Source organism: Acinetobacter sp. AOR12_HL (assembly GCF_027855275.1).
In the GTDB taxonomy this organism is placed as follows: Bacteria; Pseudomonadota; Gammaproteobacteria; order Pseudomonadales; family Moraxellaceae; genus Acinetobacter; species Acinetobacter baumannii.
Genome location: NZ_JAKTIJ010000041.1, coordinates 63,576 through 89,936 on the forward strand (window position 1 = coordinate 63,576; position 26,361 = coordinate 89,936).

Sequence of the window (26,361 nt, forward strand, 5' to 3'; positions counted from 1 at the left end):
AAATTTATGTTTTTCTCGCGAGAATTTTAAAAAAAGAGGAAATATCTATGCGCCCCTTAGATCGTATAGATCGCATGATTCTGGATATTTTGCAGCGTGAAGGACGAATTGCGATTAGTGAATTAGCATCAAGAGTCAATCTCTCTACCACCCCCTGTTCAGAGCGTGTAAAGCGCTTTGAGCGCGATGGCATTATCATGGGTTATTACGCACGCCTAAACCCAGCCTACGTTGACCGTAACCTGCTTGTCTTTTTAGAAATTAAGTTATCTGCCAAATCTGGCGATGTATTTGATCAGGTGGCTAGAGACTTAGTTGAGATTCCTGAAGTACTCGAATGTCACCTTATTTCTGGCGAATTTGACTACCTTGTAAAAGCCCGTTTAAAAGAAATGAGCGCATACCGCCGCTTATTGGGAGATCTATTAAAGAAACTTCCCGCTTCAGCATCGTCACACAGTTATGTGGTCATGGAAGAAGTGAAAGAAACTCTGTATTTAGATGTAAGCAAGTAAAGCGAGCATTACTGAACTCGCTTTACTCACCTTTTGGAAATTAGAAATATTTTAAAATCGAAATATGCTTGTTTTGATGCTTAAACTTCGAGAACCACTTAACCGCTGGATAGAGTGCAAAAGACAGTACAATCGTAATTAGCCACAACATCCATACATGGTTGACCGACAAATAGTTTCCGTAGTTAGCCCCCCACACCCATAGTGCCAACACAAACATCAGTTTCAACACATATAAGTGCAATAAATAAAAGAACATAGGTACCGAACCAAACACGACCAATGGTTTTAGAAATGAATATTGCTGCATATGTTCAAAAGCAACGAGCACAAGCAAGCCAATTCCAACATTTAGCAAAATAAATAATAAAGACGGTGGATACTTGGTGAGGTTAAAAAAGCTCATGAGACTCAGTTGTAATGACTCAAAATGTTGCCACGGCTGGTCACCATAGACATTGATAAAACGCAGTAAAACAAATAACCCGATACTTACTAAACCAAGGCTGAGTAAAGTGCGGCTTCTTTGCTTTGCTGTATATTTTGAACTAAAGAACTGACCTAAAACGTAGCCTAATAAAATCACCCCAATCCAAGGTAAAACCGGATAACTTGTACGAAGCTTGATGCCTGCAATCTCAATCCAACCACGTTCGTGTAAAACGAACCATATATTCTGTAGGATGCCTTGTGAGAAGTGCACAGAATCTAATAAGTTGTGCCCAAAAATAATCACCAACGCTACACCTGCAAGAACAGGCAAAGGCAAACTTACACAACAAGCTAGCACCACCATGCTAATACCAATCGCCCAAATCACCTGTAAGTAAATGACTTCGGGTGGAAAAGTCGCTGTCCATGCAAAATTCACGAGGGTAAGCTCTAACACAATTAAAAATAAGCCACGTTTCAATAGAAAGGCACGTGTTTGCTGTAAGTCCTGTTTTTTTGATTGAAATAAAAATGCAGAAATACCGGTTAAAAGTACAAAAACCGGAGCACAAATATGGGCCAATAATCGACTGCCAAATAAAGCTGGTTCTGTTACTGTTACGTCCATTGGGTCGGTAACCTGTTTATGTAAATAGAAAGTTTCTCTTACATGGTCGAGCAACATAATGATGATCACCAAACCACGCAATGCATCAATCGACTGTAAACGTTCAATATTCTTTTCTAAAGACATAGCAGTAATCAACAAAATAATGTAACGTTATACTATTACATTTAATTCCTTTTGTCTTTTTATGGCTGATTATTTATGCGACACAAATTAGGATTGTTGTCTTCGTTAGGTCTATCATTTATATCGACACTCACTTGGGGAGAGGAAACGTCAACGGTACTTGAAACCATACGTGTTCAGGCCGAAAGTACTCGAGAAGATGTGAGCCAAAATAGCTCGGCAACTAAATTTACTCACGATGTTTTAGATGTCCCTTTTAACCGTGCTTATCTTTCTAAACAAATAATGGAACAGCAAGACGTGCAACGGATTGATGACGCATTAACTTTAGTCAGTGGGGTTTTTCATCAAAATAGCTTTGGTGGTGGTTTTTGGGATAACTACTCATTTCGTGGCTTTAGTACCGACCCTAATTTAGGTGCGGCTATGATCCGTAACGGTTTGAGTGTTAACCGAGGAATTAATGCTCCAAAAGATGTAGTAAATATTGAATCTTTAGAATTTTTAAAAGGACCAATCGCGGCGCTATATGGTCGCGGCGAAACAGGAGGTTTACTGAACCTCAACAGTAAAAAACCACAGTGGGAAAGCGAAAGTGAACTTAACCTACGTGCCAATACCCAAGAACAATATCGCATAAGTCTGGAGCATACTGCCCCTATTAACGATGAACTGGCCTATCGTTTAGCAGTGGCTCACGAAGATAATCAAAGCTTCCGTGATCATGTCAGCAGTGAACACTGGTTCTTTTCACCGCAGCTCACATGGAAAATTTCAGACCAAACGCAACTCGACTTTGATAGTGAATTTACAGAACATAAAGGAACCTTTGACCGCGGTGTCAGCACAGTCAATCACCAGTTTGTGATGGACCCGAAAACCTTTACAGGTGAGCCTGACGATGGTGATCTGAAAATAAAAGATTACTTTTACCAATTACGTCTGAGTCACGAGTTTAACCCTGACTGGAAACTAAATAGTGCGGTCAGTTATAAAGATGCACAAATGGTCGGCTTTGCAACCGAACCTCGTCGTATGCAAGCCGATGGCCGTACTTTAGAGCGCCAACGCCGCTATCGTGATTATACAAGTGAAGATGTGCTGGCTCAGACTGAGTTACTTGGCAAGATTGATACCTCATGGGCTCGTCATGAAATTTTACTTTCAACCGAGCTTGGTCAACTCGACTACAAACAAAACCAGCTTCGTCGCAACCATGATTCAAACTCATCTACTACAGTAAACACAATTGATATTTTCCAACCTGAATATGGCAAATATTTACCGAATCTCACTCCGTTTACCGACACCAAAGAGCGCCAGCGTTACTTCGCGCTTAATGTACAAGATCAGATCTTTTTCAATGACCAGTGGAGTGTGCTATTTGGTAACCGTTTTGATCAAGTCGAACAAGACTTTAAAAATCACCTGACTCAAACTGAAAGCAACCAGACACTTCACCAGAATAGTCCACGTTTCGGAGTAAATTTTAAAGCCTCTGAGCAATGGGCGTTTTATAGCAACTATGGCCGCTCATTTGCCATGAATAGTAGTATGAACCGAAATGGACAGACCTTCGCTCCTGAAAAAGGCGAAAGCTATGAAGTCGGTACCAAATATAAAATAAACGACCAAAGTGTGCTGAGCCTCGCTTTGTTTGAAATGAAAAAACGAAATGTACTCACAACTGACCCAATCGACAGTAACTTTCAAACCGCCGCAGGCGAAGTGAGTAGTAAAGGAGTTGAATTTGACTTAAATAGCCAGATCAATGACCGCTGGTTCGTTAATGCCAACTATAGTTATACCGATGCTCAAATTGAAAAAGACCAAGACTTGGCAAAAGGCGCTCGTCTAAGCAATGTTCCAAAACACCAAGGCTCCGTAAGCACCAATTATGAGTTTCTACAAGACGGTGCAAGAAAAGCGGGTGTAGGTGCCAACCTTACCTATGTCGGTGAGCGCAGCGGACATAATCTTGATAATGGCTTTAACTTACCGAGTTATACGCTGGTCAATTTAAATGGCTACTATGCACCATCTGAACGTTTACGCTATCAGCTGAATGTAAATAACCTATTTGATAAGACCTACTATGTCTCAAGCTATAGCGATTTATGGGTTCAACCGGGTGAACCATTGAACACCTCAATTTCGGCACAGTGGAAGTTTTAATTTATCTATAAAATAAAAAAGCCCGAATAGTTTCGGGCTTTTCACTAAAACATACCATTTTCATTAACGAGTGGATCGGGCTGTATTTGCCCAATATCCCAAAACTCCGCAATTTTTCCATTTTCAAAACGGCATATATGAACCACAGCTAAAATTGTTAGCTTGTCATTCATTTGCATTTCCAGTTTCGAATGTACTGCAACTAAAGCACCATCCTCAATGACATGCTGAACTTCAAGAACTTTGTTTGGAGTTTCAATTGCACTTTCACGCATCCCTTCCTTCAAAGAAGTCTTATCACCAGCATAATAAGGATTGTGATGCTTAAAGTTTGGGGCGGTGTAATTGCCGTAGGCTTCATCGACCTCGCCAGCGGCAGCAAGCTCTAAAAAACGTACCGCAATTTCTTTTTGAGATAAGCTCATTGTAGAACCTCCCGGCTATATTTAGGCTTTACTGTAAAATGTCATCTTCTTCTTCGTCGAAGACATAAGCCATGCAGCCCCACCCATCATATTCGCCGTTAAATTGCTCAGCGATTGTCGAAAACCACTGCTCCAGATCAACAATATCTGAATACTCTGGTTCCATCGTAACAAAGATGGTAATGATCCATTCATTCGGTTCAACGGAATCATCTTGGAAAAGAGAAATTTTTTGCTCTTGATAGAGTAAATGCATCGCGCATTGCTCTGCATTTTGTTGATCTTGAAATGCAATTGAAAATTCAATTTCATGAAGCTCGGTTAAATCATCCCCGTCTTCAACCATTTGCCAAAGTACATTGCCGTTATCATCATCTGGAAATTGTTCGTAATCGCGGTTCATTAGATTGTCCTTGTTGTTGCTCTATTTGTATTATTCGGCATTAAGAATAACCGACTTTTATTGCAGTTTGGATATGTATTCAGTTGCGAATTGCATCAAATTTTAATTTTTTAAAAAGGCACTTGTGACTCAATCACCACATCTGTTCCCTTCAAAGGATGTTGAAAAGCAAGATATGCAGCGTGTAAAGCCATACGATTCAAATGAAATCGTTTAGGTTCAGGATGATATAACTTGTCCCCCATAATCGGATGCCCAATATGCATCATATGTACACGTAACTGGTGCGAACGCCCTGTCACAGGTTCCAGCAACACACGACTTTGATCTGTTGTTTCATCATAAACCAATGGTTGAAACAACGTTTTAGCATGTTTGCCTAATTCAAAATGTACCATTTGTCTTGGGCGATTTTCCCAGTCAGTAATGAGTGGAGCTTCAACACTGCCCTCTTGTTTTACTTGGCCTTGTACCAAAGCAATATAATGTTTTTTGACTGTTCTAGCCTGAAACATTTTACTTACCGCAACTTCTGCATCGCGATGCTTGGCAAACATAAGTAAACCTGAGGTTGCCATATCTAAACGGTGCGTAACCTTTGCTAAAGGGAACTTTTCTAGCACCCTTAAATACGCACTGTCATGATGTTCAGGTAACCGGCCCATGACCGACAACAAACCCGCAGGTTTATCAACCACAATTAAATCGTCATCTTCAAATAAAATTGAAAGCGGATCTTGTGGTGGAACGTAAACAAAGTTGTCGTTTAAAGGCATAGTCGTGAAACAGCAAGGGAGCATGGCGGCAAATCATAAAGAAATTTCAGACCTACCGCAAAATAATCTATAGCGCCCTACTTATGTTCCACGTGAAACTCAGAAAATCTTTATCGTTTTTTATTCATTTCAGCTAAAAGATCGAGCTGAATTTCTTGAATATGTGCAAGTCTTTCCCACTGATGCGATAAAAGATGGTCCATTTTTTCATGCAAATGGCGAATCTCAAGCTCGGCTTTTAAATTAATTTGATAGTCATGTTGCGAGCGTAAACGGTCTTTTGCTTCTTGACGGTTTTGACTCATCATAATAATAGGTGCTTGAATTGCAGCTAAACATGACAACACTAAATTCAGCAAAATAAAAGGATAAGGGTCGACGGGACGGACCACCATCACAACCGTATTTAAAACAATCCACCCCGTTAAAAATAAAGCAAAACAAATAAGAAAAGCCCAGCTACCACCAAATGATGCGATTTTATCTGCCAGTTTTTCTCCAAACGTCCAGTTTTGATCAAAACTGACTCTGTATTTCGGCTAATTAATTCATGCCGTTGCATATTGCCAATTACTTCATTTTCTAGGTTAGATAACTCACCCTTTTCCGAACGTAATAGCGACTGCACATATTTAATTCGATAATCTGCCAGATCGGCCCGACAAATAAAGCTTGAGTAACTCCAATCTGGATGGTCTTTTAAAATTTCATCACTAATCACGTTACGGATGACTTCACCAGATACTAAATCTTTTAAAGGAAAGCTCTTTCCACATACGGCGCATTGGCGACACTGATTTTTATTCTCCATATTATCCAGCTCGCAATTGATCATAAGATTAGTATATAAACGATTTTGGTTGATCACATCGTAAATAAAAATAGCGCTCTAACCTAAAATCTGTAAAGTCGCTGAAACTATTTTTCGGTGGGCAGAAATCACAGGCTTCATATAATGAGATTTAAATGTCAGGAGTAGCGCAGAAAGATTAGGCTTATTCATAAATTATATTCTTGTAAAATATCATTTTTATTATTGAGAATTTTTTAGGGTGTCAAGGGAAAACATCTATGGTTTACTTCAACAATCATAACTTTGTAAGTTATAACCTTGTGCCTATAAACTTTTGATCTATAGCGTCCTAAGCCGAATCGAGACCTTTTGGGTGAGTACACACTAACGTTATACATTTCGGTGCATGCTACTCTTTTCGATCCCTATCACACCCTTGAGATATAGTTTAGCCAGCAGCCTGCGGGATTGTTTTTCTAAGAAAAGCGAATTTTTATTATTTTTGGGAATTTTTACGCCATTATGCAAATTTAAAAGAATATATTCCCATTTACCTATAATTAATTAAATTTAAATTCCACTTTATTTGTATTTTTCGGTTTATTTTACCAGTAAAAAAATTTGTAGACCAAATTGGGAACTCTTTCATCAGTCTATGTTTAGCCGAATAAATCATGTAAAGCCGACTTCTTAATCCCGCTTTTAAGTATTTTTATTCTTTGCGTACTATTCTTAGAGATAACTTTTGCGCTTGAATACATTATAAAAACATATTATAAATTATTTCTAACCAAATGATTGGTTTTTTGGAACTTTATAATGAACAACAATATTATAATTTTTGGTTATGGAACAGGTATTTCCAAAGCCGTAGCACATAAGTTTGGTAAAGAAGGCTATAAAATCGGGTTAGTGGCACGAAACGCCCAAAAACTTGAAAAGGCTATTCTAGAACTTAAGGCACAAGGTATTGAAGCTTACGCTTTTGCATGTGATTTAGCTGTTCTTGAAGATATACCAAATCTTATTAAACGTATTAAAGATCAATTAGGAGAGATTAAAAATATTCATTGGAATGCTTTCCATGATATTGAAGGCAATATTTTAGAAACCCCTCCACTAGAACTTACCAAAAGTTTTCATATTCGCGTGTCGAGCTATATTGCGACGGTACAGGCTTGTCTAGGTGATTTAGAGAAAAACCACGGTAGCATTTTATCGACAAACGGAATTTTTGCTTTCGATGCAGTGGGCATCGACTTGGTTGCCAAAGAGTATTCATTGTTAGCAACTACTGCTGCCGCTCAATACAAAACCACCAACTTGCTTGCCCATAGTCTTGCTGACTCAAATATTTATGTGAGCCAAGTGATTGTAAATGGTTTCGTAGATGGCAGACCTGAAGCCAAAGATAAAACCTACACGGTACACCCAGAAACAGTTGCGGAGCAGTTCTGGTACTTACACCAGAACTCATACAGGAACAGGATGTTCCGGAACATAAAACAACAATAATACGTTCAAGCACCAGGAGCGTGAGATACGACAGGAGTCATATCTAATCACCAAATACAAGAAAGCCCGACAGGATGTCGGGCTTTTTTTATGGTCATTTAAAAATGATATTTACACTCACCTATAGCGGGGTATGTGCCTGTTCTTGCTTTTTAAGGCGAATCCAACGCACCACCCAAATAACCGCAATCAGTACCACTATTGCAACAAGCGCAGGCACCAACATAGCTGAAACTGAAAGTAAGATTGCTCCAATCCACTCCCCTGTTGCAACGATAAAATTACCCAAGCCACCCGTGGTTGCAGTTGAAACACCACGTGCAGCAACGGTACTCATTTGCACCACACCTGCCGTACCACCACCAACAATAATGGCTGCTGCCCAACTGGCAAACTGAGACATTTCTCCACTACTGACCGCCATTGTCGCTAACGTACCCGCGATCATCGCCGCAGGGGTTGCGACTGTGTCTAAGGCATTATCGACCCACGGGATATAGTAAGCTGCGACTTCACACACCGTTGCCACACCTAAAGCCAAACACACCGATGGCAGAGCTAACCACTCAAAGCCTTTTGATGGCTCAAACCAGCCCATCATGGTGGCAATGCTCAGAACCAATAGCGGTACAAACACGCGAAAACCGCAGGCAGCGCTCAGGCCCACACCAATACATAAACCCAATATCGTTTCCATAACGGTTTCCTTCTTTATGCCCATCACGGGTCTTGTTATGTAAGTCTTATTTTTAAATTAACAAAAAGCCCCATCTGGTGACAGGGCTTTTTGTTAAATGCAAACGCAAATATTATTTCATTCTTAACGTTTAAATTGCGTGCAGTAGCATTTTGTGCAAGGTGGTAAAGGGTCGGTATTAATTTCTAAAAACACTCTATGTCCGCACTGAGCACAGAAATAGAAGCCTGTTCCAGGTTTTTCGCCAGCTGTTACCATGATTACATTCCTATAATCGTATATATATTAAACAGGAATATAACCCAGTTAGAGTGAATGTCAATTGTCCATTTCGCCCGATGATGATGGCATAAATGCAAAAAATGTTATTTGTACGATTTATCTTACACAGATTTAGGGATTTAGCGGATTGGCTACCCTCTGCTTTTTTTCTAATATGAACTCATACAGGAACAGGATGTTCCGGAACATAAAACAACAATAATAGGTTCATGCATCAGGATCGTGAGATACGACAGGAGTCATATCTAGCAACCAAATACGAAAAAGCCCGACAGGATGTCGGGCTTTTTTTTATGTAATAACTTATGTATTCGCTGAATCTATAAGACCAATTTTCTTTAGCATCATTTTACCAAGTGGTGTGACAAATCTATAAGAAACCTCAGGTACTCCCTGATGATTAAATTTCGGTAAACCAGTATTCTTATCAATTCGATAATTTGATCGAATAAGTCCTAATCTCTCTAAATGTGATTTATAGCTCTCCTGAATATCCTTTTTCTCTAATATATTTTCATCTGCACCTATATAAGTTGCTATTGGTTCTATAACATTTTGATGTTGTTGACGAAATTCTTCATCACCATCAAAGGTGGGATGTAAAAAAAAGCGCAGCCAAATCACTTCTTGATCGTTAAGCTCACCTAATAATTTTAAAATATACTTACTATCTGCATAATTTTTTTCTTCATCTGATATACCATTTGCTACTACGTTTGCAATATATTCTCTTCTTTCGTTAGAGAGTGATCTCGATGCCTGAACAAATCCCTCTTCAATCAGATCTATAGCCAATTCATTCTGTTTAGCAATTTCTAATAAATCAGAATTAATTTTCTGAACCTTTGTATCCAATATTTTTATATATTTTACTAATCTATCCATTCGTTGATCAGGAATAATAGCTCCTACAACCTCTGAAAGGATCGAACCAAATCCTGGTATCAAACCTGCAATAGCCTTATAAGTTGCAACTCTATGATCTAAAAAACTTGCATTTAAATTATTATCTTTTTCTGTCATGTTCATCCCTCAATATACCCACTTCTAATTATTTATGCCTTTTAAGGTTTACTAGTTCCCATAAAAAACCCCATCATCAAGATAAGGCTTTTTAGAATAAATTTCAATCAATTACAGACTAAATGTTAAGCCACCTGACCTTCTAAAAAGTCTTGTGCAAAACGCTGTAATACACCACCCGCTTCATATACAGAAACTTCTTCTTCTGTATCTAAACGGCAAGTCACAGGTACTTCAAGAATCTCTTCTTTACCATCCGCTGTGGCACGTTCAATCACTAAAGTTAAAGTCGAACGCGGCGCAATATTACCAATCACGCTATAAAGCTCTATACCATCTAGCTTCAAAGTTTTGCGGTTTACACCCGGTTTAAACTCAAGTGGTAACACGCCCATACCCACCAAGTTAGTACGGTGAATACGCTCAAAACCTTCTGCCACAATCGCTTCAACACCTGCAAGGCGCACACCTTTTGCAGCCCAGTCACGGCTTGAACCCTGACCGTAGTCAGCACCAGCAATAATAATTAACGGTTGCTTACGGTTCATGTAGGTTTCAATTGCTTCCCACATGCGCATCACTTCGCCTTCTGGCTCTACACGCGCTTTTGAACCTTGCTTAATGGTACCGTCTGAACGGCGAACCATTTCGTTATAGAGTTTCGGGTTTGCAAATGTTGCACGTTGTGCAGTCAAGTGGTCACCACGGTGCGTTGCGTATGAGTTGAAGTCTTCTTCTGGTACGCCCATTTTGTGAAGGTATTCACCCGCAGCCGAGTCCATCAAAATCGCGTTTGAAGGCGACAAGTGGTCGGTAGTGATGTTATCGCCCAAAATCGCAAGCGGACGCATGTTCGCCAAAGTACGTGGTGCAGCCAACGCCCCTTCCCAATATGGTGGACGGCGGATGTAAGTACTTTGCGGACGCCAGTCGTAAAGTGGGCTTTTCGCTTGCTCCACTTCGCCCAAGTCAAACATTGGAATGTAGACTTTGCGGAACTGTTCAGGCTTCACGGCTTGCTTAACTAACGCATCAATTTCAGCATCAGATGGCCAGATGTCTTTGAGGTAAATCGGGTTACCTTCTTTGTCATAACCTAACGCATCTTTTTCGATGTCAAAACGGATCGTACCTGCAATTGCATAGGCCACAACAAGCGGTGGAGATGCTAAGAACGCTTGTTTTGCATATGGATGGATACGGCCATCAAAGTTACGGTTACCAGAGAGTACCGCGGTTGCGTACAAGTCACGGTCAATAATTTCTTGCTGGATAGCAGGATCTAACGCACCAGACATACCGTTACACGTCGTACAAGCGTAAGCCACAATACCAAAACCAAGTTTCTCTAAGTCTTTTAGAACACCTGCTTCTTCAAGGTAAAGTGCAGCCGCTTTTGAACCCGGTGCAAATGATGATTTCACCCAAGGTTTACGAACCAAACCAAGTTCATTTGCCTTACGTGCCAGCAAACCTGCCGCCACGGTGTTACGTGGGTTAGAGGTATTAGTACATGAAGTAATTGCAGCAATAATGATTGCGCCATCTGGCATTAAGCCATCAGAACGGTTTTCAACAACTCCCGCAATACCTTTTTCTTTTAAGTCCGCAGTTGAAACACGTGCATGTGGATTTGATGGACCAGCAATGTTACGTGTGACTGTTGACAGATCAAAACGTAGTACACGTGGGTACTCTGCTTTGGTCATTTCAGATGCCCAAAGGCCAATTTCTTTTGCGTACTGTTCAACCAATGCCACTTGAGCATCTTCACGGCCTGTTAGGCGTAAGTAGTCGATTGTGTTTTGGTCGATGTAGAACATCGCAGCCGTAGCGCCATATTCTGGTGTCATGTTCGAAATGGTTGCACGGTCGCCCACAGACATACTGTCAGCACCTTCACCAAAGAACTCAAGGTAAGCACCAACCACACGCTCTTTACGCAAGAATTCAGTTAGAGCAAGTACGATATCTGTTGCAGTAATGCCTGCCTGACGCTGACCAACCAACTCAACACCAATAATATCTGGCAGACGCATCCAAGATGCACGGCCCAACATTACGTTTTCAGCTTCTAAGCCACCTACACCCACAGAAATTACGCCCAAAGCGTCTGTATGTGGTGTGTGTGAGTCTGTACCGACACATGTGTCTGGGAATGCTACGCCATCACGCGCCTGAATCACCGGAGACATTTTCTCTAGGTTAATCTGGTGCATAATACCGTTCCCCGCAGGGATCACATCGACATTTTTAAATGCAGTTTTGGTCCACTCAATAAAGTGGAAACGGTCTTCGTTACGGCGGTCTTCAACAGCACGGTTTTTTGCAAAAGCGTCTGGGTCAGCACCACCATATTCCACTGCTAAAGAGTGGTCAACAATGAGCTGTGTTGGTACAACTGGGTTAACCTTAGATGGGTCGCCGCCCTTCTCAGCAATCGCATCACGCAAACCTGCAAGGTCAACCAATGCAGTTTGTCCCAAAATGTCATGACACACCACGCGTGCAGGATACCAAGGAAAGTCCAAGTCCTGACGGCGTTCAATCAACTGCATTAAATAAGCAGTTAAGTTCTCGGCATCGGCACGGCGTACCAATTGCTCTGCGAGTACTTTAGAGGTGTAAGGCAGTTTTTCGTATGCGCCTGGCTGAATATCTTCAACGGCTTGAGACACATCGTAGTATTCAAGCTGGGTACCTGCCAGCGGTTTACGGTATTTTGTGTTCATTAACCACGCTCCGCCAATGGTTTAAATTCGAGGTTTTCAGGGCCTGTGTAGTTCGCGCTTGGACGAATGATTTTGCCGTCTTGACGTTGTTCAATCACGTGTGCTGACCAACCTGCTGTACGTGCAATCACGAATAACGGTGTAAACATGGCAGTTGGTACACCCATTAAGTGATAGCTCACCGCACTGAACCAGTCGAGGTTCGGGAACATGTTTTTCACTTCTTTCATCACTGCTTCTAAACGCTCAGCGATGAGGTACATTTTGGTGTTCTCTTGTGCTTGCGCTAAGTCATGCGCCACTTTCTTGATCACTTCGTTACGTGGGTCAGAAACTGTATATACAGGGTGACCAAATCCGATTACGACTTCTTTATTTTCAACACGTTTACGGATGTCAGCTTCTGCTTCGTCTGGATTGTCGTAACGTTGTTGAATCACGAATGCAACTTCGTTTGCACCACCGTGCTTAGGTCCGCGAAGTGCACCAATACCGCCTGTAATTGCCGAGTACATGTCAGAACCTGTACCTGCAACCACGCGTGAGGTAAATGTAGATGCGTTGAACTCATGCTCAGCATACAAAATAAGTGATGTATGCATCGCTTGAATCCACTCTTCACATGGTTTTTCGCCATGAAGTAAGTGCAAGAAATGCGCTGCAATTGAGTCGTCATCTGTTTCAACTTCAATGCGACGACCGTTGTTGCTGAAGTGGTACCAATAAAGCAGCATTGAACCTAAGCTTGCCATTAATTTGTCAGCAATGTCTTTTGCGCCAGCTTCGTTGTGATCTTCATGTTCTGGAGTTAAACAACCTAGTACTGATACGCCTGTACGCATCACGTCCATTGGGTGTGCAGACGGTGGTAATTGCTCAAGTGCAGTTTTAAGTGCTGCCGGTAAGCCACGAAGCGCTTTTAATTTTGCTTTATATGCTTTGAGTTCAGCTTTGTTTGGTAATTTGCCATGTACGAGCAAGTGAGCAACTTCTTCAAACTCGCTACCTGCCGCAAGGTCAAGAATGTCATAGCCACGATAGTGCAAGTCGTTACCGCTACGTCCTACGGTACAAAGTGCTGTGTTGCCTGCAACTTGTCCGCTAAGTGCAACTGATTTTTTTGGTTTGAAGCCTGTTGTTGTTTCATTTGAGCTCATAAGATTGTCCTTTCCTATCTATCTGAATTTATTTATTAAGCACGACGGAGTCGTACCATTTTCACTTCTTATTTCAGGATTAACCTTCGGTTCGACCTACTTTTCTTTCGGGAAAAGTAGGCAAAACCATTGTCATCTGCAAAACTCGTCCACAACCATCGAATATCCTATCTATCGCAGAACCATTTTTAAAAAATGTAGTCCTGTCTCAAACAGTTGCAGATGACGCCTCCGAGTATCAGATTCCAATTAATCAACTTTTTAATTTATTACTTCTTTTTAGCAAATGCGTTGTCTAAGTAGTCTTCAAACGCGTAGTAGTTAATGCGTTCATATAACTCTTTACGCGTTTGCATAATATCAACCACGTTCTTTTGTGTACCTTCTTTACGTAAGGTTTCATACACAGTTTCGGCTGCCTTGTTCATGGCACGGAAAGCAGAAAGCGGATAAAGCGCAAGGCTTACATCGGCAGATGCTAACTCTTCAGTAGTAAACAATGGTGTAGAACCAAACTCGGTAATGTTTGCCAAAATTGGTACGCCTGTCTTTTGAGCAAATTGCTTGTACATATCAAGCTCGGTAATTGCTTCAGGGAACAACATATCTGCACCTGCCTCAATGTAGGCACCCGCACGGTCAATTGCAGCTTGTAAGCCTTCAACCGCTAACGCATCGGTACGCGCCATAATCACGAAGCTGTCATCACCACGCGCATCGACCGCAGCTTTAATACGGTCAACCATTTCTTCTTGAGTCACAATGGCTTTATTCGGACGGTGACCACAACGTTTTGCACCCACTTGGTCTTCAATATGCATTGCCGCAGCACCAAACTTGATCAGTGATTTTGTAGTACGTGCAATGTTAAATGCAGAAGCACCAAAGCCTGTGTCCGCATCGACCAATAATGGAAGATCACATACATCGGTAATACGGCGTACGTCTGTCAACACATCATCAAGGTTACTGATTCCCAAATCAGGTAAGCCTAAAGAACCAGCTGCTACACCACCACCTGATAAGTAAATCGCTTTATAACCTGCACGTTTTGCCAAAAGTGCATGATTGGCATTGATGGTTCCAACCACTTGTAATGGCTTTTCTTGGGCTACGGCATCGCGAAATAGCTGACCTGCGGATTGTTTAGCCATTGTTATGTTCTCCTTGTGCTTGTAGCAGTGTTTGCTCAATAATTTTGTAAGAAGCATTGATATGTCGATGCATGAGCAGCTCGGCAAGTTCACCATCGCCTTCTGCAATTGCATCTAAAATACGGATATGTTCGTCCCAAGCTTTGCTCGGTCGATCGGGTGTGTTTGAAAACTGAATTCGGTACATACGGATGAGGTGATAAAGCTCATCACATAGCATTTTTTCTAGGGTTTTATTGCCACTACTTTTGATAATGCAATAGTGAAAATCGTCCTGCCCTTCTTGCAAGTAATATCCTTTACCTGCTTTAAAGTTTTCATCTTCAGCATGCATACGCAAAACATCACGTAGCGCCAAAATTTGCTTTTTATCAATATGCTGTGCAGCAAGTTTGCAAGCCAACCCCTCTAAAGAAGCTCGAATTTGGTAAAGCTCTTTGAACTGTTGCAGTGAGAGCGAAACCACGCGCGCTCCCACATGTGCAGTACGCTCAACCAAACGTTGACCTTCAAGGCGATGAATTGCTTCACGCAACGGCCCACGGCTAATACCATAAGTACGTGCCAGTTCAGGCTCGGAAATTTTGCTACCTGCCGGAATTTGACCCAAAACAATCGCCGTCTGTATTTGCTTAAATACATGCTCGGTCAGTGTTCTTCCCTGACTTTGTAATGGCTCTGGTGCGAAGGTCAAATCTTGCATATTGTCGACAATTTTTAATCAATTATGAGTTTTATAGCGGTATGAATGAAAAAAATCAAGGTGATTGTTGACACTTTTCAGAACGCATCAGGTCAATTTTTATAGCCTGACCGCTTATATCACCTTATATTTAAACAATTAAACCACTTGACAATTAATATATATAAAACAGTTACTTAATATTAATTTGCTTATAGATTTATGGCACTTTTTTAGTTGCTTTTCGGCCTCTAATCTTTTGTTTCAAACTTTAGTCTACAACCAATGTATTACAGCAAGATTGTAGACAATCTGCTTGAATGAAAGCATGAGTTAGAAATTAGTTTCTATTTACCGTAATTTCTTTTAAATCTTTTTATCATTTTCATCCAGAAAATATCGATATTAGTGAAATTATCAGGTGCTTCACGGTAGCTTTATTGATACATTATTGAGCATCGACATAGTTGTAGCGTATTTTTCGAGACAGAAAAAACCTAGCACTATGCATATTGTTGAATGAAAGGACTTTTTTGATGTTTCAACATATCCCCCCATACGCAGGCGATCCAATTCTCTCTTTAATGGAACAGTTCAATGCTGATACTCGTTCTGAAAAAGTAAACTTGAGTATTGGTCTTTATTATAACGAAGACAGCATTGTTCCTCAGTTAGAGACCATTATCGAGGCACAAAAGCGTATTGAGCCTAAGAACGGTAAAACCAAACTTTATTTGCCAATGGAAGGCTTCAAACCTTACCGTGAAGCAATTCAAGCACTTTTATTTGGTGCAAACAGCCCAGCAGTTAAAGCTGGCCGTGCTGTAACCATCCAAACACTTGGTGGTTCAGGTGCATTGAAAGTTGGTGCGGATTTCTTAAAAACTTATTTCCCAAATTCAGACGTTTGGGTGAGCCAACCAACTTGGGATAACCACGTTGCGATTTTCAATGGCGCTGGCATTAAGACTCATTTCTACCCATATTTCGATGCAGAAACGCGTGGTGTAGATTTTGACGGTATGCTTTCTACACTTAAAACTTTGCCTGAGCAAAGCATTGTGTTGTTGCACCCATGCTGCCATAACCCAACGGGTGCTGATTTAAACCCAGCGCAATGGGACCAAGTAATTGCAGTATTAAAAGACCGTAACCTTATTCCATTCCTAGACATCGCTTACCAAGGTTTTGGTGACGGTATGGAAGAAGATGCGTATGCAATCCGTGCTTTAGACCAAGCGGGTCTAAACTTCATTGTGAGCAACTCGTTCTCTAAAATCTTCTCTTTATATGGCGAGCGTGTTGGCGGCTTAACTTTCGTATGTGACGATGCAGAAGCTGCTCAGTGCACATTCGGTCAGTTAAAAGCGACTGTACGCCGTATTTACTCTAGCCCTCCTACAACAGGTGCTTGGTTAGTTGATGAAGTGTTAAATGACGCTGAACTTAACCAACAATGGCAAGGTGAAGTGAAAGAGATGCGTGAGCGTATTATCAAAATGCGTAGCATCTTGAAAGATGAGCTCACTAAAGCGTTACCAGACCGTGACTTTAGCTACCTTGTAAACCAAAAAGGTATGTTCAGCTACACAGGTTTAACTGCTGAGCAAGTAGATATCTTGCGTGAAGAATATGCAATCTACTTAGTACGTAGTGGCCGTATTTGTGTAGCAGGTTTAAACATGAACAATGTTTACACTGTTGCTAAAGCGATGGCTGAAGTGCTTGCTAAATCAGTAGAAGCAGCATAAGACATCTATTAAAAAAGGCGCTTCGGCGCCTTTTTTTATGTCTCGATATTACGATTTAGCCTTACCCCAATATTTCAGTTTTGAGGTATGGCCAATACCCACATTAAAACTGTTGGTTGGGTCGAGTTTTTGATAAAAGTTGGCTAAGGCAGGCTTGGCAATATAAAGATGCCCGACATTATGCTCTGCCGGATATTCAGCACGGCGCGCATCGAGTAATTTCCACATTTGATGTTCCATTTCTAAAGGGTCATTGCCCTTTTTAAGAATATAGTCCTGATGGAACACATGACAAAAGAAATGCCCATAATAGAGTTTATGGATGATTTTCTTTTCCATCTCGGCTGGTAGTTGCTCTACCCATTCACGGTCATTACGACGTAGCGCAATATCAAGCGCTACAATATCTTCAACTTCACTACGGTGCGTATCACGATAACGAATTGCCGCCCCTGCAATCGCAAAACGGTGTAAGAACGCCTTTCGACCTTCCTCTTCACTACATACGAAATAGTTACCTGACTGATGCACTGCAAAATATTCTTTTAAAAACTGCTCAGTTTGTGCTTTCGAATTATTTTCAACACGTAGCACTAAATGGTGCTCATAACGATCTCGATATTCGGTCATACGCTTCGGTAAATGACTCGGTAAAAAGAACGTAATCGCCTGTAAAATATGGTCTGTTAAGCCTTTAATTTTAAATCGTTCTAAAAAGCCATCAACTTTATCTTTCATCGCAAAAGCTTTGGGAACATTGGCTGTACCAAACTTTTCAATAAATAAGAATGTGTCTTTTCCGTACTTTTCACCAATCAAGTAAGCATCACGGTGAATATATTCGCCTGCAATCGGTAGACTTGGCAGTGAAGTGAGTAAATAACGGCGAATCGCCGTTAAATCATCAGCATCATTAGTACCAATATAAAAGACATTACTTTCTACTTTTTCATAAGTATCAAGACGTACCGCAAACACACAAACTTTACCTGCCGAACCCGAAGCCTCAAACAAACGTGACGGGTCTGCATTAAAACGAGCAGGCGTATCTTCATCAACTTGCGTCACATCATGCGCATAGCGATGATCCGATGCCTGTTTTTCACTGTCATCTAAAATATCAACGGCTTGATATTGCTGCTTCTCTAAACGCGTCAAAATCTCTTCGGGAGTCGAGCCTAAATTTACGCCTAAATGGTTCACCAATTCTAATTGACCAGCGGCATTCACCTGAGCATATAACGCCAGTTCAGTATACGCAGGACCACGGCGCACCAAAGCACCCCCTGAGTTATTACACACCCCGCCAAGTACCGATGCACCAATACACGATGAACCAATCACCGAATGTGGTTCACGATTATAGCCTTTTAAAATTTGCTCTAAATTATCTAAGGTCGCACCCGGTAAGCAGATCACTTGCTTGCCATCATGGATGACTTGAATACCCTTTAATCGGCGTGTACTCATGACCAAAACAGGACGATCATAGTCATCGCCATACGGAGTTGAACCACCGGTGAGTCCTGTATTTGCTGCCTGCATAATCACAATACAGTCCGCCTCAATTGCAGCCTGCAACACTTGCCATTGCTCTAGCAATGTGCCCGGCACCACCACAGCCAGCACTTTCCCCTCACCAAAACGGCGACCTTGGCGGTACTGACGCGTACTTTGGTCATCGGTCAAAACATAAGAACGCCCTACAATATTTTGTAAGCGTTCGATCACTGCTTGAGGAGAAAATGTTTGCATGATGGTTTCCTTTTGGTCATCCATTTATCAAATTAGACCAACACGACGGGATCTTACCGTTTGTAATTTATAATTTAATTAGCTCATTCTCTAATGTGAATCAGCCCTATATTTACTATCGTGGTGGCGGCATGGATGCCGCCTGTTGAGCAACCGTACAAGGAAGTACGGTTTGCTCAACAAAAGGTTTTTGGTTACTTTTGACCTTTCAAAAGTGACAAATGCCTATACGTAAAACATCAGCAAATCACCAAATTTTGAGGCTGTGCTTATTGCTTTACTTACCATGTCTTAAAGTCCTTGTTTAATCGCCTGTACTAAACAATCCGCATTAATATCCGAAATCGACTTAGCACCCGTGAGCGTCATCGCAACACGCATTTCCTTATCAATTAAATCAAGTAAGTTCGACACACCTTGTCCACCTGCTGCTGCCAAGGCATAAACAAACGCACGGCCAAGTAAAACCGTATCCGCACCAAGCGCCAACATGCGCACCACGTCTAAACCATTACGAATACCTGAGTCAGCCAAAATTGCTAAGTCACCTTTGACTGCATCAGCAATTGCAGGCAATGCACGAGCAGAAGACATCACGCCATCTAACTGACGACCACCGTGATTCGATACCACAATGCCATCTGCACCAAAACGCACAGCATCTTTGGCATCTTCAGGATCTAAAATACCTTTAATCACCATTGGGCCATCCCAAAACTCACGAATCCACTCAAGGTCTTTCCATGAAATGGATGGGTCAAAGTTCGAGCCTAACCAACCAATATAATCTTCAAGCCCAGTCGGCTTACCTAAATATTTAGAGATATTTCCCAAATCGTGCGGACGACCCATTAAGCCCACATTCCATGACCAGTGCGGATGAAACACTGACTGCATATAACGGCGCATCGCAGCATTTGGCCCACTCATACCCGAATGGGCATCACGATAACGTGCACCCGGTACAGGCATATCTACGGTAAACACCAGTGTTGAACAACCTGCCGCTTTTGCACGTTCCAAAGCATTACGCATAAAACCGCGGTCACGTAATACATAAAGCTGGAACCACATCGGACGGTTAATTGCAGGTGCAACTTCCTCAATCGGGCAAACAGAAACCGTTGAAAGCGTAAATGGAATACCTTTTTTATCGGCTGCCATTGCGGCTTGTACTTCACCACGGCGTGCATACATACCTGTTAAACCCACAGGAGCCAAGGCAACTGGCATCGACAGCGTTTCATTAAACAGTTTTGTCTCTAAACTCAACGCGGACATGTCATTCAGCACACGCTGACGCAATGCAATTTCTGACAAATCTTGTACGTTACGCTTTAAGGTATATTCCGCATACGCTCCACCATCAATATAGTGAAATAAAAATGGGGGTAAGCGACGTTGTGCCGCAGCACGATAATCATTGCCAGAAGAAATAATCATTTTGAATCAACTCTATTTAAACGGTTTGCACGTTTCTGGCGAGCTTCATCTTCATCCAGAGAACGCACATGATTAATCACAAATTCAATATGACCGCAGACAGCTTGGCGTGCGGCCTCGGGATCTTTACGATCAATAGCATCTATCACCTGAAAATGCTGCTCGCTGAGCAAGTCACCATTTACGGGGTCGTTATAAACTTTCTTACGCCCTAACAAGACGTTGTATTGCAGCAAATCAAATAAGCTACGCATCATTTGAATCAGCACCACATTGTGGGATGCTTCAGCAATCGCTAAGTGGAATTCAGCATCCGCGACCGCAGCCTGTGCTGAGTCACCCGCATTTTGGTGGCGGCTAATTTCATTAAAATAATGATGAATTTTGGCACGATCTTCGGGGGTCGAACGTAACGCGGCATACCATGCAGTTCCCCCTTCGAGCACCAAACGCGCCTCTTGCACATCAAAACGGTATAACGGATCTTCTTCAATCAGGTTACTGATTGAATTCACAATCAGTTGCTGTGGCCATTGTTCAGGTAATTGCTGAATATAAGTTCCATCGCCACGGCGACTAATCAGTACACCTTGACTATTGAGCTGTTGAATTGCTTCACGCAAAGACGGACGAGAAACCCCTAAGCTAGTTGCAAGCTGCCGCTCGGCAGGCAAACGATCACCTTTTTTCATGTGACGCTCTTCAATTAATGCCTGCAATTTCATGACCACTTGATCGGAGATTCTCATCGCGTTTCCTTCACTGGAGTTATGGAATCATCCACGGAACCAGATAAGCCTGAACCGTAATAATGATGCCAACAAAGACAGTGAATATGATGCTATGTTTTACCGTGAAACGGAACAAGTCAGACTCTTTTCCAACTAAGCCTACTGCGGCACAAGCAATCGCAATCGACTGTGGCGAAATCATCTTACCTGTCACACCACCGCTGGTATTAGCAGCGACCAATAACACTTCCGGAATACCAATTTGCTGAGCGGTGGTTGCCTGTAATGCCGAGAACAAAGCATTTGAAGAAGTGTCTGAACCAGTAAGGAACACACCAAGCCAGCCCAAAAATGGCGAGAAGAAAGTAAACGCATGACCGGTATGCGATAGAGCCAGAGCCAAAGTTGCAGATAAACCTGAATAGTTCGCAATAAAAGCAAACGCCAACACCATACCAATTGAGTAAATCGGTGTTTTCAACTCATTGAGTGTTTCACCGAATGTTGTTACTGCCTCACTTGCTTTCATTTTTAAGAAAATAACCGTGATGATTGCAGCAATAAAAATTGCAGTACCTGTTGCAGAGAACCAGTCAAACTTATAAATCGCTTCGTATGGTTTCATCTCGGACACAATCGGTGGCATTTTCTCGACCAATTTGTGTAAATACGGCACTTCAAGTTTAAAAATCCAGTGTTCAAGAGCACCATCTTTTGCAAATAATGCTTTAAATGGCTTAACGCTCCAGATGGTGACCATTACCGTTAAAATAGCAAATGGAGACCATGCCTTTGCAATTTTCCCAATGCTATAACGTTGAACTGTTGTAGGTTGCTGAGTCAAAGTCTGACCCGCTTCAGGTTCAAAACGGAAAATATGTTTTGGTTTCCAAACACGGAATAACAACGTCAGGCTGACCAATGAAGCAATTGCTGCGGTAATGTCTGGTAACTCAGGGCCAATAAAGTTAGAGGTGAGATACTGAGCAATCGCAAAAGCACCACCACCGACCAATACCGCAGGCCAAGTTTCCTTAACACCACGCCAGCCATCCATAATCGCCATAATCCAGAACAGCACAATAATGGTTAAAAATGGCAACTGACGACCCACCATCTGGCTAATTTCCATAGTGTCTACACCGGAAACCTGCCCCGCCACAATAATTGGAATACCCATTGCACCGAATGCAACTGGTGCTGTATTTACGATCAAACATAAACCAGCAGCGTAAAGTGGCTTAAACCCTAAGCCGACAAGTAGTGCTGCGGTAATTGCGACAGGAGCACCAAAGCCCGCAGCTCCTTCAAGGAAAGTACCAAATGCGAAACCAACGAGTAACATTTGCAAACGTTGGTCTTCGGTGATAGATAGAATGCTTGAGCGGATAACTTCAAACTGGCCTGTTTTTACCGAAATCTTGTATAGAAAAACTGCCCCGATAATGATCCATGAAATCGGCCATAGACCGTAGAAGAAACCGTAAATGATTGATGCAAAGGCCATTTGACCCGGCATTTGATAGAAAAATAGCGCAATCAGTAATGCAATAATAACTGTGCCCGTACCCGCGATACTGCCTTTTAAACGAAAAACAGCCAAGGCCAAAAAGAAGAAAATAATCGGGATTAATGCAACCGCACTAGACAGCCAAATATTATTTAAAGGGTCATAAAGTTGTTGCCACATATTGAGCATTGTCATCTCCTTGAAATGCCGGGGCGAATTTTTGTACCTTAAAATTTCAACATTTAACACAAATTGGTATGACCAATTAAAATTTAAGTGCAAATGTTTTCCTTAAACCACAATGCGCATCATAAACACAGTTATTGGTAAGATCAATGATTAAATAATTATTAAAATTGGTATGACCAATAGAGACAAGAAAAATCAAGCCATTTCTCATCTATAATTTTTTTTATTCGACTAAAGTCGTAAAAAGCTTCCTTATAAACTTAAATATGACCGACAGAAATGAAGTATTTGAATATAAAAACTATAAACGTACCAATTTGATGATCTATGTATAATGTGCACACAACTCAAACCACATGTATTGAATTGAATAATGACTACTTTAACGTGTTTTAAAGCTTATGATATCCGAGGCAAACTCGGCACCGAATTGAATGAAGAAATCGCCTATAAAATTGGCCGCGCTTACGGACAAATCTATAAACCAAAAACTGTGGTTGTAGGTTGTGATATTCGTCTAAGCAGTGAGGCTTTAAAACAAGCGACCATCCGCGGTTTAAATGATGCGGGTGTGAATGTGCTTGATTTAGGCATGACGGGTACTGAAGAAGTGTACTTTGCCGCTTTTCATTTAGACGTACAAGGTGGTATAGAAGTAACTGCGAGTCATAACCCAATGGACTATAACGGTATGAAATTGGTTCGAGAAAATGCTCGTCCAATTAGTGCCGATACTGGTTTAAAAGAAATTCAGGCTTTAGCAGAGACCAATAACTTTGAAGAAGTTAGCCAAAAAGGTACAACCCAAAGCTATAACATTTTGCCTGAGTTCGTTGACCATCTACTGACTTATATTGAACCTGCAAAAATCCGTCCATTAAAGTTAGTGGTAAACGCGGGTAATGGTGCAGCTGGTCATGTGATTGATGCCATTGAAGAAAAATTTAAAGCGCTTAATGTACCGGTTGAATTTATTAAAATTCATCATGAAGCAGATGGTACTTTCCCAAATGGCATCCCTAACCCAATTTTAATTGAAAACCGTGACAGTACCCGAAATGCTGTTCTTGAGCATAAAGCAGATATGGGTATTGCATGGGACGGCGACTTTGACCGCTGTTTCTTGTTCGATGAAAAAGGACAATTCATTGAGGGCTACTATATTGTCGGCCTATTGGCTCAAGCTTTCTTAATCAAACAGTCAGGCGAAAAAATAGTGCATGATCCACGTTTAGTGTGGAACACATTTGATATCGTCGACGAATATAAAGGTGTTGCTGTACAGTCGAAATCGGGGCATGCATTTATTAAAGATGTTATGCGTGAACACAATGCCGTATACGGCGGTGAAATGAGTGCCCATCACTATTTCCGTGATTTTGCTTACTGTGACAGCGGTATGATTCCTTGGTTACTCACCATTGCTCTACTCTCTGAAACAGGACAATCACTTTCAACACTCGTTGAAAATATGATTGCCAAGTTCCCTTGTAGTGGTGAAATCAACTTTAAAGTAGCCGATACGCAAACTACGATTCAAAAGATTTTCGACTTCTATGCCGATCAAAATCCACAAATTGACCGTACCGATGGTGTAAGCCTCGACTTTGGCGCATGGCGTTTTAATGTCCGTGCTTCAAACACCGAGCCTTTACTACGTCTCAACATTGAAAGCCGTGCAGACCGCCAAGCTCAGCCAATGCAACATTATGTAGATGAGTTGACGGGCTTAATTCAGTCTTAATAATTCCTATATAATAGAGATGGAAATTACTTTTCCATCTCTATTTGAGTATTTTGCATAATCTTATAAGTATGATTATGCCCATCTAAAACATCCTTATTTAGATTTTCATAATCTTTTAACAATACTTTTTTATCAAAATTACACGTTGGATTTTCATTAATAAATTTTTGATGAATGGCGCTATAACAACTCGAGACATCATCAACAAATTGATAGTAATCTGACAAAGGCAACCCTGCCAGCTTTAATAATTTTGGAGCAACGAAACTTGCAGCAATATAAGGTTGCTTCAAAGGCTTCTTATCTAATTTATAATTGCTCCATACCACAAACGGTGTCTGGTAATTTTTTAAGCTAGTTCGCTCAGGATCATCTTTAAAAAATCCATAACTCTCATAAACTTCTTGTAGATTCGGCAAATGATCGCCAAAGGCCACTAAAATTGTTGGTCGATCTACTGTCTTTAAATATTCAGCGAGCTCTTTTAGCTTTTGGTTAGCACGTGCAGTTCCAGCAGTATAAGTACTTAATTTTTGCTTTTCGGTGTCAGATAATTCTTTGTTAAATTTATAATTTTGTTTACCAAAACGATCATCGTTATACATTGGATGATTTTCGACAGTAATCGCATAAATAAACTTTGGCTGCTGCTCATTTTCTTTTAAAGTAGACTTAATCGAATCAAAAATAAGATCATCTGTGGCCCAGCCCCCTTGATTAAATATGTTACTCCGATCTTTTTGGGCGATCATATTTTCAAGTGATATAAATTTCTCAAATCCTAACTCTGGATATACCTTATTACGATTATAGTAATAACTATAGTTATTATGCATTGCAACTGTTTGATAACCAATTGATTTTAAATAATAAGGTAAAGCATAAATTGGTTTTTTTAGTTTAGAGACATATAACAATTCATTTGGAAAAAAAGTCGTATTCAGGCTCGTAAGCACTTCAAACTCGACATTGGCTGTACCTCCACCAAATGAAGGCGACAATAAATTAGAAACTTGATTTTGGTGAACAAAAGATAATAAATCTTTAGGTAATCCACTTTCTAAATGATGAGAGTCCCAAAAAGACTCCTCCATAACAATAATAATATTCGGATATTCTTTCTCATTCTTTTCTAAAGGTTGAACAAAGTGATGTTGCTGCAAAATTTGCTGTATGTCTTGCTCAGATACTTTACGACTAGGTAACAATACGCTGGTTACATTATCCAATACTTTAGAAACGTAAAAAGTCACAAACCCATAATCTTGAATTTTTCGGTAATCACCGATCCAGTCATTTCTGGTATTCGGGAATTCCTGCAAGCTAGCACAAATCATAGGTTTATTTTCGGAAAAACAAGCGCCTGTAGGGTTCCTAATAAAATTTAAGTAAATTAAACCACTACTGATTAGTCCAAAGATAATAATATTAGGGACATAAGTATGAAAAGTCGCTTTACTTTCTTTGCGTACAGCAATGAGGAGTATGATAAGAAAGAAAATAATGAGGGTAAAAAAGATAAGTTGTAAGTGCCAAGGGGTGGCCTTCATTGCTTCTGGAAGTAAGAAAATATCTTCTGGACTTAAATTACTAAATAAATATTGTTGCTTCTTTTTATTAATAAAATTTAAAAATATAACAAATAATTGGCTTAAACATAGTGCAGTGTATTTACGTCCAAGTATAATAAAAAATAGCTGAATGACTGCATAGTTAAAAA

21 protein-coding genes and 2 pseudogenes are annotated in these 26,361 nt (G+C 40.9%); 6 read left to right on the top strand and 17 right to left on the bottom strand.

Features of this window, described 5'->3' with window-relative positions:
* Positions 1-47 precede the first annotated feature (47 nt).
* The gene (locus MKL36_RS18495) at positions 48-515 is read left to right on the top strand and encodes an Lrp/AsnC ligand binding domain-containing protein (protein WP_032067842.1); all 468 of its coding nucleotides are present in this window, start codon (positions 48-50) and stop codon (positions 513-515) included.
* 40 nt (positions 516-555) lie between these two features.
* Here the strand turns inward: MKL36_RS18495 and MKL36_RS18500 are convergent, their stop codons facing one another.
* Positions 556-1,701: a DUF1624 domain-containing protein gene (locus tag MKL36_RS18500; protein WP_032067844.1), complete on the bottom strand. Its 1,146-nt coding sequence runs from the start codon at positions 1,699-1,701 to the stop codon at positions 556-558.
* Between the two features lie 75 nt (positions 1,702-1,776).
* On the opposite strand from MKL36_RS18500, the gene MKL36_RS18505 reads away from it, so the two are divergent.
* Positions 1,777-3,876: a TonB-dependent receptor gene (locus MKL36_RS18505; protein ID WP_215903929.1), complete on the top strand. Its 2,100-nt coding sequence runs from the start codon at positions 1,777-1,779 to the stop codon at positions 3,874-3,876.
* 44 nt (positions 3,877-3,920) lie between these two features.
* On the opposite strand, the gene MKL36_RS18510 is transcribed toward MKL36_RS18505, so the two are convergent.
* The 4 genes and pseudogenes from MKL36_RS18510 to MKL36_RS18525 all read right to left on the bottom strand — a co-directional run bounded on the left by MKL36_RS18510 (position 3,921) and on the right by MKL36_RS18525 (position 6,291).
* Positions 3,921-4,301, bottom strand: coding sequence for a nuclear transport factor 2 family protein (locus MKL36_RS18510; RefSeq protein ID WP_000059268.1), 381 nt, complete (start codon positions 4,299-4,301; stop codon positions 3,921-3,923).
* Between the two features lie 28 nt (positions 4,302-4,329).
* Positions 4,330-4,704, bottom strand: a complete 375-nt coding sequence (locus MKL36_RS18515) for a ribonuclease E inhibitor RraB (RefSeq protein ID WP_001078193.1) — start codon at positions 4,702-4,704, stop codon at positions 4,330-4,332.
* A 110-nt stretch (positions 4,705-4,814) separates the two neighbouring features.
* The gene (locus MKL36_RS18520) at positions 4,815-5,480 is read right to left on the bottom strand and encodes an RluA family pseudouridine synthase (protein ID WP_002123285.1); all 666 of its coding nucleotides are present in this window, start codon (positions 5,478-5,480) and stop codon (positions 4,815-4,817) included.
* Between the two features lie 110 nt (positions 5,481-5,590).
* A pseudogene (locus MKL36_RS18525) lies at positions 5,591-6,291 on the bottom strand (DUF1003 domain-containing protein).
* 801 nt (positions 6,292-7,092) lie between these two features.
* On the opposite strand from MKL36_RS18525, the gene MKL36_RS18530 reads away from it, so the two are divergent.
* Positions 7,093-7,788, top strand: coding sequence for an SDR family NAD(P)-dependent oxidoreductase (locus MKL36_RS18530; protein WP_002123302.1), 696 nt, complete (start codon positions 7,093-7,095; stop codon positions 7,786-7,788).
* A 121-nt stretch (positions 7,789-7,909) separates the two neighbouring features.
* Here the strand turns inward: MKL36_RS18530 and MKL36_RS18535 are convergent, their stop codons facing one another.
* From MKL36_RS18535 to MKL36_RS18565, 7 genes are all read right to left on the bottom strand, one after another.
* On the bottom strand, positions 7,910-8,485 hold the full coding sequence (locus tag MKL36_RS18535; RefSeq protein ID WP_002123319.1) for a DUF4126 domain-containing protein: 576 nt from the start codon (positions 8,483-8,485) through the stop codon (positions 7,910-7,912).
* A 123-nt stretch (positions 8,486-8,608) separates the two neighbouring features.
* Positions 8,609-8,743: a zinc ribbon-containing protein gene (locus tag MKL36_RS18540; protein ID WP_001983336.1), complete on the bottom strand. Its 135-nt coding sequence runs from the start codon at positions 8,741-8,743 to the stop codon at positions 8,609-8,611.
* Between the two features lie 327 nt (positions 8,744-9,070).
* Positions 9,071-9,790 carry a hypothetical protein gene (locus MKL36_RS18545; RefSeq protein ID WP_002123357.1) on the bottom strand — a complete coding sequence of 240 codons (720 nt, stop codon included), beginning with the start codon at positions 9,788-9,790 and terminating at the stop codon, positions 9,071-9,073.
* A gap of 125 nt (positions 9,791-9,915) precedes the next feature.
* A complete protein-coding gene (gene acnD, locus MKL36_RS18550) occupies positions 9,916-12,522 on the bottom strand; it encodes a Fe/S-dependent 2-methylisocitrate dehydratase AcnD (RefSeq protein WP_147506176.1) in 2,607 nt (868 codons plus the stop codon).
* Entirely contained in the window at positions 12,522-13,679 is a 1,158-nt protein-coding gene (gene prpC, locus MKL36_RS18555; protein WP_000097515.1) for a bifunctional 2-methylcitrate synthase/citrate synthase, read from the bottom strand. The genes acnD and prpC overlap by 1 nt, the downstream gene beginning before the upstream one ends.
* 269 nt (positions 13,680-13,948) lie before the next feature.
* Complete coding sequence (gene prpB, locus MKL36_RS18560; RefSeq protein WP_001118924.1) at positions 13,949-14,833, bottom strand: methylisocitrate lyase; 885 nt, start codon at positions 14,831-14,833, stop codon at positions 13,949-13,951.
* Entirely contained in the window at positions 14,826-15,536 is a 711-nt protein-coding gene (locus MKL36_RS18565) for a GntR family transcriptional regulator (protein ID WP_001153625.1), read from the bottom strand. The genes prpB and MKL36_RS18565 overlap by 8 nt, the downstream gene beginning before the upstream one ends.
* 45 nt (positions 15,537-15,581) lie before the next feature.
* Here MKL36_RS18565 and MKL36_RS18570 point away from each other — a divergent pair.
* Both MKL36_RS18570 and MKL36_RS18575 read left to right on the top strand, forming a co-directional pair.
* Positions 15,582-15,716 (top strand): annotated as a pseudogene (locus tag MKL36_RS18570) (hypothetical protein).
* 335 nt (positions 15,717-16,051) lie between these two features.
* Complete coding sequence (locus MKL36_RS18575) at positions 16,052-17,266, top strand: amino acid aminotransferase (protein ID WP_000486246.1); 1,215 nt, start codon at positions 16,052-16,054, stop codon at positions 17,264-17,266.
* Positions 17,267-17,314: 48 nt separating this feature from the next.
* Here MKL36_RS18575 and dld read toward each other — a convergent pair whose 3' ends face one another.
* The 4 genes from dld to lldP form a co-directional block, all read right to left on the bottom strand.
* Entirely contained in the window at positions 17,315-19,021 is a 1,707-nt protein-coding gene (dld, locus tag MKL36_RS18580) for a D-lactate dehydrogenase (protein WP_039249201.1), read from the bottom strand.
* Positions 19,022-19,312: 291 nt separating this feature from the next.
* The gene (lldD, locus tag MKL36_RS18585; RefSeq protein WP_000587282.1) at positions 19,313-20,464 is read right to left on the bottom strand and encodes an FMN-dependent L-lactate dehydrogenase LldD; all 1,152 of its coding nucleotides are present in this window, start codon (positions 20,462-20,464) and stop codon (positions 19,313-19,315) included.
* Positions 20,461-21,213, bottom strand: coding sequence for a transcriptional regulator LldR (lldR, locus tag MKL36_RS18590; protein WP_038343236.1), 753 nt, complete (start codon positions 21,211-21,213; stop codon positions 20,461-20,463). Before lldR ends, lldD begins: the two co-directional genes overlap by 4 nt.
* A gap of 19 nt (positions 21,214-21,232) precedes the next feature.
* The gene (lldP, locus tag MKL36_RS18595; protein ID WP_011857993.1) at positions 21,233-22,900 is read right to left on the bottom strand and encodes an L-lactate permease; all 1,668 of its coding nucleotides are present in this window, start codon (positions 22,898-22,900) and stop codon (positions 21,233-21,235) included.
* Positions 22,901-23,267: 367 nt separating this feature from the next.
* Here lldP and MKL36_RS18600 point away from each other — a divergent pair, with 367 nt between their 5' ends.
* Complete coding sequence (locus tag MKL36_RS18600) at positions 23,268-24,638, top strand: phosphomannomutase/phosphoglucomutase (protein ID WP_000209952.1); 1,371 nt, start codon at positions 23,268-23,270, stop codon at positions 24,636-24,638.
* A gap of 26 nt (positions 24,639-24,664) precedes the next feature.
* On the opposite strand, the gene MKL36_RS18605 is transcribed toward MKL36_RS18600, so the two are convergent.
* Positions 24,665-26,326: an LTA synthase family protein gene (locus MKL36_RS18605; protein ID WP_147506180.1), complete on the bottom strand. Its 1,662-nt coding sequence runs from the start codon at positions 26,324-26,326 to the stop codon at positions 24,665-24,667.
* Positions 26,327-26,361 lie beyond the last annotated feature (35 nt).

What these genes read in the sequence shown, in the direction of transcription:
- MKL36_RS18505 (WP_215903929.1), top strand. Translation starts at nt 1,777, where the DNA reads ATGCGACACAAATTAGGATTGTTGTCTTCGTTAGGTCTATCATTTATA.
- lldD (WP_000587282.1), bottom strand. Translation starts at nt 20,464, where the DNA reads ATGATTATTTCTTCTGGCAATGATTATCGTGCTGCGGCACAACGTCGC.
- MKL36_RS18540 (WP_001983336.1), bottom strand. Translation starts at nt 8,743, where the DNA reads ATGGTAACAGCTGGCGAAAAACCTGGAACAGGCTTCTATTTCTGTGCT.
- acnD (WP_147506176.1), bottom strand. Translation starts at nt 12,522, where the DNA reads ATGAACACAAAATACCGTAAACCGCTGGCAGGTACCCAGCTTGAATAC.
- MKL36_RS18495 (WP_032067842.1), top strand. Translation starts at nt 48, where the DNA reads ATGCGCCCCTTAGATCGTATAGATCGCATGATTCTGGATATTTTGCAG.
- MKL36_RS18600 (WP_000209952.1), top strand. Translation starts at nt 23,268, where the DNA reads ATGACTACTTTAACGTGTTTTAAAGCTTATGATATCCGAGGCAAACTC.
- prpC (WP_000097515.1), bottom strand. Translation starts at nt 13,679, where the DNA reads ATGAGCTCAAATGAAACAACAACAGGCTTCAAACCAAAAAAATCAGTT.
- dld (WP_039249201.1), bottom strand. Translation starts at nt 19,021, where the DNA reads ATGCAAACATTTTCTCCTCAAGCAGTGATCGAACGCTTACAAAATATT.
- MKL36_RS18575 (WP_000486246.1), top strand. Translation starts at nt 16,052, where the DNA reads ATGTTTCAACATATCCCCCCATACGCAGGCGATCCAATTCTCTCTTTA.
- lldP (WP_011857993.1), bottom strand. Translation starts at nt 22,900, where the DNA reads ATGACAATGCTCAATATGTGGCAACAACTTTATGACCCTTTAAATAAT.
- prpB (WP_001118924.1), bottom strand. Translation starts at nt 14,833, where the DNA reads ATGGCTAAACAATCCGCAGGTCAGCTATTTCGCGATGCCGTAGCCCAA.
- MKL36_RS18500 (WP_032067844.1), bottom strand. Translation starts at nt 1,701, where the DNA reads ATGTCTTTAGAAAAGAATATTGAACGTTTACAGTCGATTGATGCATTG.
- MKL36_RS18535 (WP_002123319.1), bottom strand. Translation starts at nt 8,485, where the DNA reads ATGGAAACGATATTGGGTTTATGTATTGGTGTGGGCCTGAGCGCTGCC.
- MKL36_RS18530 (WP_002123302.1), top strand. Translation starts at nt 7,093, where the DNA reads ATGAACAACAATATTATAATTTTTGGTTATGGAACAGGTATTTCCAAA.
- MKL36_RS18515 (WP_001078193.1), bottom strand. Translation starts at nt 4,704, where the DNA reads ATGAACCGCGATTACGAACAATTTCCAGATGATGATAACGGCAATGTA.
- MKL36_RS18565 (WP_001153625.1), bottom strand. Translation starts at nt 15,536, where the DNA reads ATGCAAGATTTGACCTTCGCACCAGAGCCATTACAAAGTCAGGGAAGA.
- MKL36_RS18545 (WP_002123357.1), bottom strand. Translation starts at nt 9,790, where the DNA reads ATGACAGAAAAAGATAATAATTTAAATGCAAGTTTTTTAGATCATAGA.
- MKL36_RS18510 (WP_000059268.1), bottom strand. Translation starts at nt 4,301, where the DNA reads ATGAGCTTATCTCAAAAAGAAATTGCGGTACGTTTTTTAGAGCTTGCT.
- MKL36_RS18520 (WP_002123285.1), bottom strand. Translation starts at nt 5,480, where the DNA reads ATGCCTTTAAACGACAACTTTGTTTACGTTCCACCACAAGATCCGCTT.
- lldR (WP_038343236.1), bottom strand. Translation starts at nt 21,213, where the DNA reads ATGAGAATCTCCGATCAAGTGGTCATGAAATTGCAGGCATTAATTGAA.